The sequence below is a fragment of the Streptomyces sp. NPDC096079 genome, from assembly GCF_040303145.1.
Lineage (GTDB): Bacteria > Actinomycetota > Actinomycetes > Streptomycetales > Streptomycetaceae > Streptomyces.
Genome location: NZ_JBEOST010000022.1, coordinates 111,269 through 125,551, shown reverse-complemented (window position 1 = coordinate 125,551; position 14,283 = coordinate 111,269). Strand labels below are relative to the sequence as shown.

16 protein-coding genes and 1 pseudogene are annotated in these 14,283 nt (G+C 69.8%); 7 read left to right on the top strand and 10 right to left on the bottom strand.

What is annotated here, in order from left to right:
• Positions 1-109: 109 nt before the first annotated feature.
• The 8 genes from ABTY59_RS31615 to ABTY59_RS31580 form a co-directional block, all read right to left on the bottom strand.
• Positions 110-706 (bottom strand): cadmium resistance transporter, encoded by a 597-nt coding sequence (locus ABTY59_RS31615; RefSeq protein WP_352022507.1) that lies wholly within the window; start codon positions 704-706, stop codon positions 110-112.
• A gap of 157 nt (positions 707-863) precedes the next feature.
• Positions 864-1,214 carry a hypothetical protein gene (locus ABTY59_RS31610; RefSeq protein WP_352022506.1) on the bottom strand — a complete coding sequence of 117 codons (351 nt, stop codon included), beginning with the start codon at positions 1,212-1,214 and terminating at the stop codon, positions 864-866.
• 105 nt (positions 1,215-1,319) lie between these two features.
• A complete protein-coding gene (locus ABTY59_RS31605; protein WP_352022505.1) occupies positions 1,320-2,288 on the bottom strand; it encodes a bile acid:sodium symporter in 969 nt (322 codons plus the stop codon).
• A gap of 170 nt (positions 2,289-2,458) precedes the next feature.
• Entirely contained in the window at positions 2,459-2,818 is a 360-nt protein-coding gene (locus ABTY59_RS31600; RefSeq protein WP_352022504.1) for a DUF6069 family protein, read from the bottom strand.
• A gap of 475 nt (positions 2,819-3,293) precedes the next feature.
• Positions 3,294-3,581: a MerR family transcriptional regulator gene (locus ABTY59_RS31595; RefSeq protein WP_352022503.1), complete on the bottom strand. Its 288-nt coding sequence runs from the start codon at positions 3,579-3,581 to the stop codon at positions 3,294-3,296.
• Positions 3,578-3,910, bottom strand: a complete 333-nt coding sequence (locus tag ABTY59_RS31590; protein ID WP_352022502.1) for a hypothetical protein — start codon at positions 3,908-3,910, stop codon at positions 3,578-3,580. The genes ABTY59_RS31595 and ABTY59_RS31590 overlap by 4 nt, the downstream gene beginning before the upstream one ends.
• A 314-nt stretch (positions 3,911-4,224) precedes the next feature.
• Positions 4,225-4,815: a hypothetical protein gene (locus ABTY59_RS31585; RefSeq protein WP_352022501.1), complete on the bottom strand. Its 591-nt coding sequence runs from the start codon at positions 4,813-4,815 to the stop codon at positions 4,225-4,227.
• A 373-nt stretch (positions 4,816-5,188) separates the two neighbouring features.
• Positions 5,189-5,710, bottom strand: coding sequence for a hypothetical protein (locus ABTY59_RS31580; protein WP_352022500.1), 522 nt, complete (start codon positions 5,708-5,710; stop codon positions 5,189-5,191).
• Positions 5,711-6,011: 301 nt separating this feature from the next.
• Between ABTY59_RS31580 and ABTY59_RS31575 the strand changes: the two genes are divergently transcribed.
• The 5 genes and pseudogenes from ABTY59_RS31575 to ABTY59_RS31555 all read left to right on the top strand — a co-directional run bounded on the left by ABTY59_RS31575 (position 6,012) and on the right by ABTY59_RS31555 (position 10,933).
• The gene (locus ABTY59_RS31575; RefSeq protein ID WP_352022499.1) at positions 6,012-6,389 is read left to right on the top strand and encodes a hypothetical protein; all 378 of its coding nucleotides are present in this window, start codon (positions 6,012-6,014) and stop codon (positions 6,387-6,389) included.
• Positions 6,390-7,129: 740 nt separating this feature from the next.
• Positions 7,130-8,607 (top strand): annotated as a pseudogene (locus ABTY59_RS31570) (NF041680 family putative transposase).
• Positions 8,608-8,691: 84 nt separating this feature from the next.
• Entirely contained in the window at positions 8,692-8,859 is a 168-nt protein-coding gene (locus ABTY59_RS37710) for a transposase (protein ID WP_502995447.1), read from the top strand.
• Between the two features lie 281 nt (positions 8,860-9,140).
• The gene (locus ABTY59_RS31560; protein WP_352022498.1) at positions 9,141-9,287 is read left to right on the top strand and encodes a DUF6221 family protein; all 147 of its coding nucleotides are present in this window, start codon (positions 9,141-9,143) and stop codon (positions 9,285-9,287) included.
• Positions 9,288-9,553: 266 nt separating this feature from the next.
• Positions 9,554-10,933, top strand: coding sequence for a PASTA domain-containing protein (locus ABTY59_RS31555; RefSeq protein WP_352022497.1), 1,380 nt, complete (start codon positions 9,554-9,556; stop codon positions 10,931-10,933).
• Between the two features lie 80 nt (positions 10,934-11,013).
• On the opposite strand, the gene arr is transcribed toward ABTY59_RS31555, so the two are convergent.
• Positions 11,014-11,442 carry an NAD(+)--rifampin ADP-ribosyltransferase gene (gene arr, locus ABTY59_RS31550; RefSeq protein ID WP_352022496.1) on the bottom strand — a complete coding sequence of 143 codons (429 nt, stop codon included), beginning with the start codon at positions 11,440-11,442 and terminating at the stop codon, positions 11,014-11,016.
• A gap of 258 nt (positions 11,443-11,700) precedes the next feature.
• Between arr and ABTY59_RS31545 the strand changes: the two genes are divergently transcribed.
• Positions 11,701-13,032, top strand: coding sequence for a DUF1254 domain-containing protein (locus tag ABTY59_RS31545; protein ID WP_352022495.1), 1,332 nt, complete (start codon positions 11,701-11,703; stop codon positions 13,030-13,032).
• A 139-nt stretch (positions 13,033-13,171) separates the two neighbouring features.
• Here ABTY59_RS31545 and ABTY59_RS31540 read toward each other — a convergent pair whose 3' ends face one another.
• Entirely contained in the window at positions 13,172-13,585 is a 414-nt protein-coding gene (locus tag ABTY59_RS31540; protein ID WP_502995449.1) for an SgcJ/EcaC family oxidoreductase, read from the bottom strand.
• 124 nt (positions 13,586-13,709) lie between these two features.
• On the opposite strand from ABTY59_RS31540, the gene ABTY59_RS31535 reads away from it, so the two are divergent.
• Positions 13,710-14,240, top strand: a complete 531-nt coding sequence (locus ABTY59_RS31535; RefSeq protein WP_352022493.1) for a GNAT family N-acetyltransferase — start codon at positions 13,710-13,712, stop codon at positions 14,238-14,240.
• The last annotated feature ends 43 nt before the right edge of the window (positions 14,241-14,283 follow it).

Below are 14,283 nucleotides of genomic sequence, written 5' to 3'. Positions count from 1 at the left end.
GCGGTGGCCGGAATCGAAGTACACGTCCTCGGCGAAGGCCATCAGGCGCTCCCGGTGCTCCTGCGGCAACGTGCTGACCTTGGGTGCGGCTCTGCCGCCCCCTCCTCGTCTACAGGCCGAACGCGCCGCCCTCGATGAGGATGAGCAGGCCGATGCCGATCAGGACGGCCGGCAGCAGGATGTGGCCCCAGCGGCTGAGTGCCTTGGCGATGACGGGGCGGGTGGCGAAGTAGCGGCCGGCGGCGATCCACACGGCGAGCAGGATGAGGAAGACGATGGCGTACACGCTCATGCCGCCGATGCCGGCGGTGGCGAACACGGGGACGTATACGCCGATGTTGTCGCCGCCGTTGGCGAAGGTGACCGCGGCGACTTCCAAGACCTTCGGGCCGCCCTCGGAGGTTTCCTCTTCCTCGTCGGGGCCGTTCCTGTGCCGCCATGCCTGGACGGCGGCCTTGATGCCGAGGGCCAGCGGGAGCAGGCCGAGGTAGGGGATCGCTTCCTCGGGCAGGAACGTCGCGCCGAACGCGGCGGCCACGGCGACCGCGAGGATGGCGGCGAAGCCGAGGTACTGCCCGGTGGCGATGCGCCGGGTGGAGCCTGGGTGTCCGGCGCCCTGGGCGAAGAACAGGGCCAGGACCAGGATGTCGTCGATGTTGGTGACGGCGAAGAGGCCCGCCGCCTGGCCGATGATGCCCAGGTTCATCGCCGCACCGCCCCGGGGCCGAAGTACGCGGTGGGAGTGGCGCCGGAGCGGCGAGCGGAGCACAACTGCATGATCACCTTCGGGCGCTGTGGAGGAATCGGGTCGCGAGCTGCGGGCGCCCGGCCGTCATGCCCCGGCGCCGCGCAGAGGAGCCCGATCAGCAGCGAAGAACCTGCAGGACACTCAGGGCCGGCCGCAGGGTGGCCCTGACGCGGTCGTCCGCAGGAGCGCCGAACGACGGCGCGGCCGGTGGCGTGGCGTCCCGCGGCACCCACAGGAGGACTTGGGCGTGGGAGGAGGGATGGCCGGGGACCGTGCTGCGGGGTTGCACGGTGACGTCGTCGGACGTGAGCACCGGCTGCCCTGAGTCGTTGCGGGCCGTGCCGGAGGCCGCAGTGATGCCCCACGTCTCCACGGTCTTCGAGGACGCGGACATGTCGGGCATCACGAGGTGGACCAGGAGCGCGATCGCCGGCAGCACCACGACGCTCCAGCCCCGCCGTGCCACCTCGCCCTCCCCGACTCGCTTGCCCCTCGCCGCTCACCCCCGGGGCGACGAGACAGCATCGCACAGGGCATGTCGCGGCCTGACCCGGCCTGCCGTAGTGCGGCTCTAGCCCTTGGCCGTGCGCCGACGTGCGCCGATAGCCGGGAGCAGACGGGGAACGGCCCGAACGTAGACGACCATGCCGATCACCTCGACGAGGGTCTGGGTGACCACCACGACGGCGGCGACGGCCAAGGAGTCGGGCAGGGCCAGGGCGAGGGGGAGGACGACGAGGGAGTTGCGGGTCGCGCCCGTGAACACGATGGCCCGCCCGTCAGGAGCGGCAAGGCGGAAGAGGCGGGCGACGGCGAGTCCGGCGAAGGCCATCACGAGCAGGAACAGGACGTAGAACGGCACCACGCGGGCCACGTCCGTGAGGCTGTCGCCGAGTTTGGGAACCTGGGAGGCCACCACGGCCAGCAGGGTCGCGGCCATCAACGGGACCATCGCGGCCCCCATCGCGTCGACGGTCTTCCGCCCGGCGGGACGGCGGGCGGCCCACGCCTGGGTGAGCCAGGCCAGGGCGAGCGGGATGACGATCAGGGTCAGGAACGCTTCGAGGAACGGGCCGGCTTCCACGACGTCGGCCAGGCCGGAGCCCAGGAACAAGAACAGGAAGAGAGGCAGCAGGACCATCTGGGCCAGCAGGAGCAGCGGGGTCGCGGCAAGCAGGCGCCGGCTGCTGCCGCCGGCCAGTCCGGAGAAGACGATGACGTAGTCGACGCACGGGGCCAACAGGACCAGGAGCACGCCCAGGCGGACGGCCAGGTCGGCAGGCAGGAACGGGAACATGGCCGCCACGACCAGCGGCACCACCACGAAGTTGACCACCAGCGCCGCGGTCAGGAACCGGCCCGCGCGCAGCGAGCGGAGCAGGTCGGCGGCGGGCACTTGCAAGAACGTGACGTAGAGCAGCGCGGCGAGCACCGGGTTGATCGCGTGCTCCAGGACCGGCCCTGCCGCGGGGGCGGCCCAGCCGACCAGCCCGCCTGCCGCGAGCGCCCCCAGATAGACGGCGACCTGGTGGTGCTCCATCCGCTCGAACACACCTCGCGGTCCCTGCTCCGCCACCACTTCGTTGACTCCCGTGCGCTCGGTTGCGGGCCCTGCCCTGTGGCCCGGCTCTGGGGCAATCGTCCCAGGTCAGGAACGCGGGTTCCTGGAAGACGGGGGCGGGCCTGCGACCGCCGCCCGCAGGCCGGGCTTCACACCCCGGCCGACTGTGCCGGTGCGGCTCGCGTGCGGCGGGCCAGTGCTTCGAGGGCGAGGAGCACGAGTGCGGCAATCACGACGTGCATGCCGGTGAGCGTGATCGTGCTGGGCGTATCGAAACCTGCGGTGAACGTCCGCGCGGTCGTGGCCAGAGCGGCACCCGCCCCCACGACCTGAGCCGACCGCAGGACGGCACGCCGTTTCCCGGCCGCCGCCAGCCGCGCGGCCGGGGCCAGGCCGATGCTCATGGGAAGCACCGTCATGGTGATGACGCTCTGCGGCGCCGTGGTCGTGTGCAGGGACCCGTCGGCCTCGGTGTACGGGAAAGCCCCTCCACGTCTGTCTCCAGGCACTGAGAGTTCGGAACGAGCCGCTGGGCTCGCCTATCGGTTCCGCCGCGCGTCCGGGGCACTGATCTTCAGCGGGTCCGTGGACGGCCCGCAGCCGCACCCGCCCTGCTCGCCGGCCTTCGGCGCGCAGGAGCAGGAGTGGCGGCGCCGGCCGTACCACCAAGTTCCGGCGGCGAGCACGGCCAACACGACGGCGAGGGCCGGCACTCAGCCCACCACCACGCCGGCGCCGGCCCCGACGACTCCGGCCGTGATCAGGACCGGCAGGGCACAGCAGGCCACGCACGCCACCGCACCCCCCAGGCCCCCGAGGACCTGGGGGTGCGGTGGGGGGGCGGTGGTCAGCAGCAGGGGCCGGCATCGCGGGTCTCCTCGGCGAGGCCGGTGAAGGGGAGAGGGCAGCAGGTGCTTGCGGCGCAGACGGTCAGGTCGTCGCAGCCCGCGTCGACGGCCGCGGCCAAGGCGGTGCGGATGGTGGTCAGGTCGGCGAGCTTCGCCGCGGCTCGTTCCTGGAAGCCGGCGGGGGGTGGCCGTGCCGGTGGCGGCCGGCCTCCAGCAACTCGGTGACCTCCTCCAGCGTGAACCCCAGCCGCTGGGCGGCCTTGATCACCCGCAGCGCGGTCACCGCGTCCTCGCCGTACAGGGGGTGGCCGCCGTTGCTGCGTTCCGGCTCGGCCAGCAGCCCACGCCGCTCGTAGTAGCGCAGCGTCTGGACGTTCACCCCGGTCGCCTCGGAGACCTGCCCGCTGCGCAGCCCCGCGCTCACGGCCGGCCTCCGGCAGCGGTCCGCGCGGTCAGGGCCTCCAGGACCGTGACGTGCTGCTGGTCGACCGCGATGTCCAGGCCGATCAGGTCCTCTCCCGGGGTGACGGTGAAGGAGAAGAAGGAGCAGCAACCTCCCTCCCGCTCCGCCAGGTCCCGCACCCTCTCCTCGACGCCCCGCCCGCCGGCCAGGTCCAGGCGGAGCCGCAGCGGTCCGGGCCGCGACACCGCGGTCAGCCGTTCGGCGAACAGCCCGTCCCACTCCGCGACCCGCAAGGGCTGCTCCTCGGTGGGCAGCGTGCAGGACTGCGGCACCCACGCCAGATCACCCATCACACTCACTCCCGTCGTCATGCCCCCGCACCGCGGGGACACCTCCGACGGTAAACCTGTACCTAGGTGCCGATTGCAAGCCCCGGCGACGACGGGGCGCCGAAGCTCCTGACTGCCCCTACCTGTCGTCAGACGATCGAATGACGACAGGCGCGGCAGGCGTCCAAGGAACCCAGTGGTTCCGGGGCCCGACGGCGGCTCCGATCCAATGAGATCCGATGACCCTGACCGTCCCGCTGTGCTGAGTGGGATGGACGGCCCGATGGACGGCTTCGATGCGCGGGAGCGGCCACGCCCCGATCTCGCTTGCGTCGTCAGGCCGACGTCGGCCAGAAGCGGCTCGGAAGCATCATCGTCATGGAGGTGTGTTCTGGAGCGATGAGCAGAGGGAAGATCGGCTCGTTCAGCGCCCGGCCCGGGAGATGCCTGCGGGCGACGATGATGTCGGTGCAGTACACAGTGGCACTGCCAGTGAGCCGCCGGGGGACCTCCAACCGCATCTCACGGTCGAGCTCACTGGCGAGCATGCGCGAGAACACAGCGAGTTCCGGATCCTGCTGCCGGGTCCCCTTCAATCGGTACAGCTTGCGCGCGATGTCGAGGAGCAGGTCAGGGCTGTCGTCGAACACCGCGGTGTCAGGGCTGTAGATCACGGCAGCCGGAAGGTCGTGCCAGCCGCGTGCGAACAGATCGGAGTTCGCTTGCACGACGGCGCCCCAGACCATGCGGCCCTCGGCCAGCAGCAGGTCCTGGACTTTCAAGATCTCCGCCAGCGGATCCTCGCGCTCCACCCAGTCGGACCTGGGTATGCGCAGGTATCGGAACTTGTCGAACCAGGAGAAGCGGCGTGGCGCCTCCCCGAGCGAGGCCCTGCACTGGTCGATCAGCGTTGTTGATCCCGTCACGCGCAGAGCGTAGCCACCGGTCCCAGCGAGCCTGAGCCCGGCCCTGTGTCCCCCAGACGCAGCGACGCCCGATGCCAATTTTGAGCATCGGGGTTGTCCAGCCGGGCCACCTGCGGTGCTCAGCCGCCCCGACAACGAGGGCGACGGCTGCTTGTCGGGACTCGGCTGGCTTGTCGTAGCGGATGGCGATTCCGCGCCACCGCTTCAAGCGCCACACGATCCCGTTGAGCATGGTCCGGTCATCCAGCCGAGGACGCCCCATGGATGCCCGAGGCGGCGAGGGCCGCACGAAATCCCACTCGGCATCCGTCAGGTCATGACGACGTATCACCCTTCCGTGATCCACCAGCCGAGATCACGCCGGCGACGGAACCTAGCAACCAGCCTCGGCGGCGCCGCTGCCCAGGTACGAGTCGATGCTGACCGAGTAGCCGGCCCCGGTGGTGAGGTCGGCGCGACTTCCGTGACCGTCCTCCGCGAGTCGCTCGGCGGTACGGAAGACGATCCACAGGGTCATGTCCTCCTTGGTGAAGCACGGCTCGCCGGGCGAGGCTCTGGGGTCCGGATTCCATCCGTCCCGTACCGCCGCCGTCCGGTAGTGCGCGGACACTTCGGCCTGTGTGCCGGGGAAGGTGTACGTCCGGCCTGCGTACACCTCGACATCGCCGCTGTCCTCCCGGCAGCCGGCGTCCACCTCCCCGAAGCCCCGAGCGACGGCGGCCCCGTCGGGCCGGGTGTCGAGGATGTCGAGCGCCGCCATGTCCTTCACCCGGTCGTCGGTCCCCTCGTAGCCCCTGGCGAGTTCCAGCAGCCCGCAGCCGGTGAGCGTTGCGGCCGCGAGTACGGTCGCCAGGAGCAGGGATATCCGGCGGGTGCTACCTGTCCGCAGGGGCAAAGCGGGCTCCACGGTGAACGCCGGGGCGGAAGGAGGGTGGGCCGCCGGGCAAGAGAGTCATCCGTGCCGGCTCCGATACGGGCACGGCCCAGTTCTACCAGCAGCCGTGACCCTCGCTCCGGTCGTCAACCGGCTCAAGCGCCCGGGCGGTGGCCGCACGGTTCGACACACTCTTGGTCCGCTTCGCCGCCACCATCCTGATCGCCGTGCTCGGCGAATGGCTGTGACCCGGCAGAGCTGTCGTTGCCGCATGCCATGCTGACCCCGACCAGGTTGAGCGGGGAAAGGGGAGACATCGCGGATGGGGGCTCGGTATTCCGGCGCCGACAGCGAGAACGGCGACCGCATTGATGACCCGTCCGAGGATGCGCTGTTCATGATGATCAGCGACCTCGATGCCTCCGACAATACGTTTGTGGTCGTCCAGCCCGACGAGGACGATCCGGTCTGGTTCACCTCCGTGGCTGTGCTGGACGAAGGTGGCTACGAGGTCGTCCGCCGCGACACGACCCGAAACGAGCACGAGGTCACCACCTCGACCAGCATCGACGACATCGCCCGCGACCTCACCGTGTGGATGGCCGCCCGCAGTATCAGTTCTCGCCAGCCCCGATCTCCGTCCGGCGTCGAGCCTCTGCAGCCTGCTTCCGCGCCGCTGTTGCCTCCGCTCTGGCACTGACCCGGTCCTCCTCGAAGACCAGCACACAGGCCAACGCGTTCAAGGCCTCAGCGATTCTCTCCCGCCAGTCAGCGAACTCGACGGAGTCCGCATCGGACGGTTCCTGCGACTTCACGGAGTGAACATGGCGCAGGGCCTGCTTGAGCACGGGGGCAACCACGATGCTTCTTTCGATCGGTACGCGGTCGGCCCCATCGTGCACCACTTCTCAGCACGGCTTAGCTTGTTCTTGATCTTCGGCAGTCTGCGGCTGGGCAGGGTGGGCCCATGAAGGCGTCAAGCTCTTCGATGATCTTGCGGAGTTCGCGGGCTCCGCGAGGGGACATTGCTCGGATCACGCCGTCGAGTAGGGCACGGCCTTCGAGGGGGTTGCCGCAGCAGTACCAGTGCACGTTGCCGAACTCGTCGTCGTGCCAGAGTTCGCGCTCGGGGCGGTGGACGTAGTCCTTCCACAGGCGCATTGCCGCGCTGGTGTCTCCCGGTTGGAGGTAGTTCCGCGTGCGTTCAAGGCGAACGATCTCGGACAGCGCTCGCGGGGAGAGGCGGTCGATGGCCGGCCTTGAGTGCTGTGACTGCTGCCGGTCCGGGATTTCGGCCCGGATGCGTCCTGGCCGTCTACGCGGCATGGACCTTTCGGTTGGTCGTCATGCCGTACATGGTGCCATGATCTCGAACGGTGTCTCGAACGGGTTTGCTCGCCCGGGGGATTCGCCGGACGCGGGGGCAGCCTTCGTCTGATCATGTGCTCCGACCAAGGAGTACACGTGACCACGACGAAAGCCGTGAGGGTGAGTGTGCTGCATCACGATGTCCGACGGGAAGCGTTCGCGGAAGCGTCACGCTTCCGGGGAGAGTTCTACGAGTGCCTGACCGCCCAGCGTGATGAACTGCTCGAACTGACCGACGCGCTGCTGTGCGTCGAGGGGCCGGTGGTCTCGCCGGTCTGGTGGCCGAGCACCGCCGTGGGCACGGAGCGTTGTACGGAGCCCTCAACCACGGCCGGATCGACGTCGAGCGGTTGCGGACGGTGCTGACCGGGCTGCCGTTGCCGCGGTTCGAGGGCGGGCGCCTGGTGCTGGCGGTCGATGTGTCGCCATGGCTGCGGTCGGACGCGCCGTCCTCGGCGGACTGGCTGTTCTGCCGCGTCTACGGGCGGGCGAAGTCTGCATCGCAGTTCATCCCGGGCTGGCCGTACTCCTTCGTCGCTGCCCTGGAGCCCGGCGCCACGTCGTGGACCGGGATCCTGGACGTGGTCCGGCTCGGGCCCGAGGACGACGCGACCGAGGTCACCGCCTCCCAGCTCAGGGCGGTGGCCGAACGGTCATCGCAGCTGGCCAGTGGGCGCCCGGAGACCCGGACATCACGATCGTCGTGGACGCCGGCTGCGACGTCACCCGCCTGTCCTGGGTGCTGCGGGATCTGCCCGTCGAGCTGGTCGGGCGGATCCGCAGCGACCGTGTGATGCGTCTGCCGAAACCGCCCAGGACGCACGGCGTCAACGGTCGGCCGCCCAAGCACGCGCCGGATTTCCGCTTCGCCAAGCCCAAGACCTGGCCTGAACCGGCGATCACCACGGCCACCGACACGGTGAACTACGGAAAGGCCGAAGCGCAGGCGTGGGACCGGGTCCACCTGAGCCTGACCCACCGCTCGGCCTGGCTGGAGCACGACGGCGAACTTCCCATCGTCGAAGGCACCCTGGTACGGCTGAAAGTCGGGCACCTCTCGAAAGAACGAGAGGCCCCGCCGGTGTGGTTGTGGTCCTCGAAGACCGGCGCCGCTCCCGCGACGTGGACCTGTGCTGGCAGGTGTTCCTCAGGAGATTCGATCTGGAGCACACGTTTCGCTTCGGGAGACAGGCGCCCGGCTGGACCACCCCGAGGGTCCGTACTCCCGAGGCAGCGGAGCGCTGGACCTGGCTCCTGGTCGTCGCCCACACCCAGCTCCGCCTCGCCCGGCCGCTCGCCGCAGACCTCCGCCGGCCTTGGGAGAAGCCGACCAAGCCCGAACGCCTCACCCCGGCCCGGGTCCGCCGAGGGGTCAGGAACGTCCGCGCCCACCTGCTCTGCCCGACCCGTGTTCCTCAACCGACCGGAACCGGGCCCGGACCACCCCCGGCTCGAAGAACCGGCGACCCGCCACCCGCTACGACGTCGGCAAAACCGTCAAACGCCCCGAGACCCTCAAAGCCATCGGCAAACCCGGCAGATCTTGGTAGATAAAGAACAAGCTTAGAGCGTGTCTCTTTGATCGGTTGGTCAGTTGATCGGATGTGTCCGTCCGATTAGTCATCACTCGTGCGATGTGGGAACGGATCGAGCCGCTGATACCGGTCGATCCGATCCGCGGCCGGCGGTGGGCCGATCACCGCCGAACCCTGGAGGCCACCGCGTGGAAGTACCGCACCTGCTCGCCTTGGCGGGATCTGCCAGAGGAGCTCGAATCGTTCAGACCGCTCACAAACGCCTGATCAGGTGGGCCGTGGTCGGCACCTGGGACCGCATCCTCGCCGCAGTTCTGGCAGCGGCCGACGCTGATGCCGACATCGGCTGGACCGTCTCGGTGGACTCCACCGTCTGCCGAGCCCACCAGCATGCCGCCGGAGCCCGGAAAAAGGGGAGCCAGGCCGGGCCGAGCCCGACGACCACGCACTCGGACGCTCCCGCGGCGGCCTGAGCACGAAGGTCCGCCTCGCCGGCGACAGCCTCGCACGGCCTGGGCGGCGCGGCTCTTCTCGACAGCCAGCTCCCCATGCTCGACCTGACCGAGCAACTGGCGAACGACTACAAGGCCATGGATCCCTCGGACCCCCGCTCGGCCGGCCTGGCATACGCGCTGCGAGTCCTTGCGCAGTCATACGCCGAGCACCCCGCCTACCACCAGGAATGGCGGCCGTAGCCTTCAAGGAGACAGGCCCTGGTCGCCCGGCGGCAGTCGAACGAAGCCCTCAGCACGTGCAACCCGAGGATCACCAATCGGCCCTCGGGGTGGGGAATCCGGAACGGGTCGACGCTACGGCGGAGCGAGGGACGAGTCCGTCATTCTGCGGAGAGGGGCCCGGACCAGCGGTTTCTGCGGGCAAGGGCTAGCATCCCGTACGTCCACGACCGCCGTACGGGCCTTCCCGGGGCCGTCCGTCGTACCTCTGAGCACCGGGGAAGCCAGTGTCCGACCTGTTCGCCGACGATCCGCGTACCGCCGCCGTCGCGTCCGGCGAGGGCATATCCCTCTCCGACAGCCACAAGAAGCTGCTGCTGCAGGAGCTTGGGGCGAGTGAGGCCGTCCGGTCCGTCTATCACGACGGTTGGGGCTACGCCGTCCTCACGAGTAAGGGGCTCGTCCTCTTCCGGAACCTCCTGGCGCCGAAGTTGACCCGCGTGGCCGGGCCGCCGCGGATCCTGCGGAGCTCGTACGGCATGTTCGACTCCGTCGAGATCCTGGTGGACGGCAAACCGCACAAGCTGCACGGCTCCAAGCTCGACCCCAAGGGGGAGTTCCTGGAAGCAGCGGGACAGCTCCTGCCTCCGGGCTCGCCCCTGCGGCCGGGCGGCGGAACGCGGACCTCCACCTGGATACGCCGGCATCCCGTCTCGACGGTCGTGTCCGTCGTCGGGGTACTGGTCGCCGGGCTGAGCGGCCCCGGGCAGCCCGATGCCGCGGCCGGGGGCGGCCCGGAGCACGCGATCGCCGTGCCCGACCTCCGCGGGACGCCCCTGGCCACGGCCGCTGCGACAGTACGCCGCGGGGCATGGCGGGTGGAGGCTGCCGACGCGTCCTCCGCGTACCGGACGGTGAGGACCACTCAGGCCGACTGGCGCATCTGCTTCCAGAACCCTTCCCCCGGCGAGCGAACCCTCCCGCACGGCGGGACGCTGACGCTCTATGCGGTTCCGGAGGCGGAACCGTGCCCCTCGCAACTGGACGGGACCCGGCGCGTGGTGATGCCGAACCTCGTCGGCGAGCGGTACGACGCGGCGTCGCGGACGCTCCCCGCGCTCGGCCTCGGCCTCGACCGCGTCACGCCGTTCCACGCGCACACCGGGCAGCGCCTTGACGACCGGCGCCAGAGCCTGGCGGACTGGCAGGTCTGCCGTCAGCAGCCGGAGGCGGACATCGAGGTGCCGGTCACCACGCAGGTGGACCTGTGGCTCATCGGCCCGGACACCTCGTGCACCGCCCCCAGCCCGTCCCCGAAGCCCGCCCCCAAGCCCAAGCCGAAGCCCAAGGTCATGCCCGAGCCCGAGTACGGGTCGGGTTCGACGGCCACGTCGAAGCCCAGGCCCCGTGCGCAGCCGCCTCACGACTCCGCATCGGGCGACGGGACCTCGGGGGGAAGCGGCGACAGCTCGTGGGACGACGGCTCCTCCGGGTCCTCGGACGGCACGAGCGGTGGCTCCGGTTCCGGCTCCGGTTCCGTCTCCGGGGTTGGCTTCGGCCAGTTCTGCTCCCCGGTAGGTGCCGTTGCCACGACATCCGACGGACGCCCGGCGAAGTGCTTCATGGGTAAGGACGGCGCGGCTCGCTGGGGGTACCGCTCCGGCTGAGTGGGGCCGCCCGGGCACCTCTAGTGAGATGCGAGATGTGAGCCGTGAGCCGTCGGCAGATCCCGTAGCGCCGCTCGTCGTCAGTCCAGGATGGTGGCGATGCCGCGGCGTCGCAGATCGTCCAGCCCGTCCAGCATGGCCTTGATCTGCTCGGGGGAGTGCCCGACCCAGCCCTTCAGCTCCGACACGACGCGCACGGGATCGCTCGTGCGGTAGGAGCGGGTCGGGTTGCCGGGGAACTTCTTGTCGGTGACGTTGGGATCGTCTTCCACGACGCCGGTCGGCTCCACCACGTAGATCCGCCCCGCGCCGTCGCCGGCCGCGAGCTCGGCGCCCCAGACGGCGGCATCCAGGGTCTCGGAGAAGTAGACGTTCCGGGACACGCGCCCGTCCTCGAAGTTGGATGCGAAGCCGGGCACCAGGAGATCCCCCGCAGCGAGGTCCGCCTTCGTCCCGTGCAGGTACGTTCCTGCCTCGTACACCTGGAAGGGCACGGGGGTGCTGCTCATGGGGCTACTCCTTCGGCCTGGTCCGGGTCCACGGACAACCACACCACGGCTCGGTCGTCGGCCGCAGCCCTTCCGGTACGAGGCAGCCACCGGATCTGTGCGGAAGCCGGCCGCTCGTCCGTCCGCGTCATCCGGCGGAAGCCGGCCGCTCGTCCGTCCGCGTCACCCGTTCGGCGGGCTCGCCGCGCGGTGGGCAGGTGCCGCTCATAGCGTCGGGCCCGGACCTGATCGCCGTAGCACCGCACCCGGGAGAAGCCGATGACGGATGAGTCGAGGGAGAAACTGGCCACGGAGGCGTGGCTGTATGGCTATCCGCTGGTGACGGCGGCCATGACGAAGTCCGTCATGACGGCGGTCGCGGCCAGGGACGACGACCGCCGGAAAGCCCCGGTCAACCAGTTCTGCTACATGCGCGGCACTCCGGACGCCTCCTTCACCGAGGTCGTGTCACCGAACGCCGACACCCTGTACTCCAGTGCCTGGCTCGACCTGTCCGAACAGCCGCTGGTGCTGACCCTGCCCGACTTCGGTGACCGCTTCTGGATGGTTCCGATCCTGGACGCGTGGTCCAACGTCTGCGCCGTCGTCGGCCGGCGCAAGAACGGCTCGTCCGCCGGCCCCTTCCTGATCGCCGGGCCGTCGTGGTCGGGGCCCGCCCCGGCCGGGCTGACCCTGCTGAAGTCGCCCACCGCGGTGAACTGGACCATCCCGCGGTACGCGACCAGCGGGCCGTCGGACTGGTCGGCCGTCAACCGGCTCCAGGACGGCACGCGCCTGATCCCGCTGTCCGAATGGACGGGCGACCCCGACGACTACACCCCGCCCGTCGACGTCCCCGTTCCGGACGGCGCCGACGCCGTCACACCGCCCGTCGACAGGGTGCACGCGCTCAGCGGCCGCGAGTACTTCACCCTCCTGAACCGGATGATGGTGGACAACCCTCCCGCCCCCGCCGATGCGCCGTACCTCGGCAAGTTCGCCAAGCTCGGCATCGCCCCCGGAGCGAGCCTGGAGGATCTGTCCCCCGAGGAGCTCGCCACGCTCGACGAGGGGGCGCGGAAGGGCCCGGAAACCCTGCGCGCTCTGCTCGCCGAAGCGGAGTCCGCGAAGGACAGGGGATGGGCCGTGCACCGAGGACTGGGTGACTACGGGACGGACTTCGCCAAGCGCGCCGTGATCACTCGGTTCGGCTACGGAGCCAACCTCGATGCCGACGCCCTGTACCCGCACGCCACCACCGACGCCGAGGGCAGGCCGCTCGACGGCGCCCACACCTACGTGCTGCACTTCGACGCCGGAGACACCCCGCCGGTGGACGGCTTCTGGTCCCTCACGATGATGAACGAGCGCCAGTTCTTCGTCGACAACCCGCTGAACCGCTACGCGATCGGCGACCGCAGCGACCTGCGCACCAATCCGGACGGCTCACTGGACATCTACGTCCAGCACGCCTCTCCCGGACCCGACCGGGAGAGCAACTGGCTCCCCGCTCCCGAGGGCAGCTTCAACGTCTTCCTGCGTCTCTACTGGCCCCACCAGCCGGCCCTCACCGGCGACTGGACCCCGCCGGCACTGCAGCGCACCAGCTGATCCCCACCCGGACGGCTGCGGCCGCGCGCGGGTGTCAGGTCCGTGACGTGCGCCGAGGGCCCCGGCCGAACTTCGGCCGGGGCCGCTCACTGATCCGCACCCACCACCGCCGCGGGCCGCGTGATCGGCCGAACACGTTCTAGTCTGCGACGACCCCCGTGTTCTGGCAGGCGATCAGCAGCCAGCGGCCATCGGCTTGCTTCGAGATCACGTACAGCGGGGCGCCCTCGCTCTCCTCGCCCGGGGCCAGGTATCGCTGACGGACCTTGACCGCCGCGACGTCGGGGCGGATGAAGAGCACATGGACCACCTCGTAGGTGACCTTGCCGTCCCAACTCGCCGCGGGGAGAACCTCGCGGGTGAACTCCGAGATCGCGTCGAGGCCTATGAGGACCTTGCCGTGGCCTGTCGTCCATAGGGCGTCAGGGTGGAAGAGCCCGAGGAACTCCTCGGGGTCCTTGTTCTGCTGGGAGTGTTCGACGGTGGCGACGAGCTGGTTGATCGCTTCGATGTCTGCCGCGTGGGATGTGGATTCCGTGGTCATGTGGATCATCCTCATACCTCAAGCGTGATTGAGGTCAAGCGTGTGATCGCATGGTGATGTCGAGGGAGGTCCGGCATGCGGCGCAGCCCCGGTGACCTTGCCCTTCGCGCGACGCCCCGTTCATGATCGCTGCATGCGTACGCACTCCGTCACCCTGGACAAGATCGTTTTCGAGGACTGGCCGGCCGTTCACGCGTGGGCGCGCCTGCCGGAGGTGTGCCGCTTCCAGTCCTGGGGGCCGAACACGGAAGCCCGGACACGAGACTTCGTCGACTTGGCGGTCGCTGCCTGGTCGGACACCCCTCAGAGCCGGTTCCCCTATGTCGCCCGCCTCGGGCGCGATGTGGTCGGCATGGGCGAGCTGCACGTCCGCAGCCGCAGACAGCGCCAGGGCGAGATCTCCTACATCGTGCATCCCCGCGTGTGGGGGCAGGGCATCGGTACCGAAATCGGCCGGCACCTGCTCGCGCACGGCTTCGAGGAGCTGGGGCTCCACCGGATCCATGCCACCTGCGACCCGAGGAATCTCGGCTCGTCCCGCGTACTGACCAAGATCGGGATGACTCAAGAGGGACACCTGCGCCACACGGCGTTGCTCCACGACGGCTGGCGGGACTCGTTGGTCTTCAGCGCCCTGGACGAAGAATGGCGTTCCCCTGCCTGAGCCCGCAGGAAGTGTGCCGTGGCTTCTCGGACCAGGCGCGAAC

Excerpts from the sequence above, each read along its gene's own strand:
- ABTY59_RS31575 (WP_352022499.1), top strand. The coding sequence starts at position 6,012 with ATGGGGGCTCGGTATTCCGGCGCCGACAGCGAGAACGGCGACCGCATT.
- ABTY59_RS31540 (WP_502995449.1), bottom strand. The coding sequence starts at position 13,585 with ATGATCCACATGACCACGGAATCCACATCCCACGCGGCAGACATCGAA.
- arr (WP_352022496.1), bottom strand. The coding sequence starts at position 11,442 with ATGAGCAGCACCCCCGTGCCCTTCCAGGTGTACGAGGCAGGAACGTAC.
- ABTY59_RS31605 (WP_352022505.1), bottom strand. The coding sequence starts at position 2,288 with ATGGAGCACCACCAGGTCGCCGTCTATCTGGGGGCGCTCGCGGCAGGC.
- ABTY59_RS31535 (WP_352022493.1), top strand. The coding sequence starts at position 13,710 with ATGCGTACGCACTCCGTCACCCTGGACAAGATCGTTTTCGAGGACTGG.
- ABTY59_RS31560 (WP_352022498.1), top strand. The coding sequence starts at position 9,141 with ATGCTCGACCTGACCGAGCAACTGGCGAACGACTACAAGGCCATGGAT.
- ABTY59_RS37710 (WP_502995447.1), top strand. The coding sequence starts at position 8,692 with ATGTGGGAACGGATCGAGCCGCTGATACCGGTCGATCCGATCCGCGGC.
- ABTY59_RS31545 (WP_352022495.1), top strand. The coding sequence starts at position 11,701 with ATGACGGATGAGTCGAGGGAGAAACTGGCCACGGAGGCGTGGCTGTAT.
- ABTY59_RS31590 (WP_352022502.1), bottom strand. The coding sequence starts at position 3,910 with ATGGGTGATCTGGCGTGGGTGCCGCAGTCCTGCACGCTGCCCACCGAG.
- ABTY59_RS31615 (WP_352022507.1), bottom strand. The coding sequence starts at position 706 with ATGAACCTGGGCATCATCGGCCAGGCGGCGGGCCTCTTCGCCGTCACC.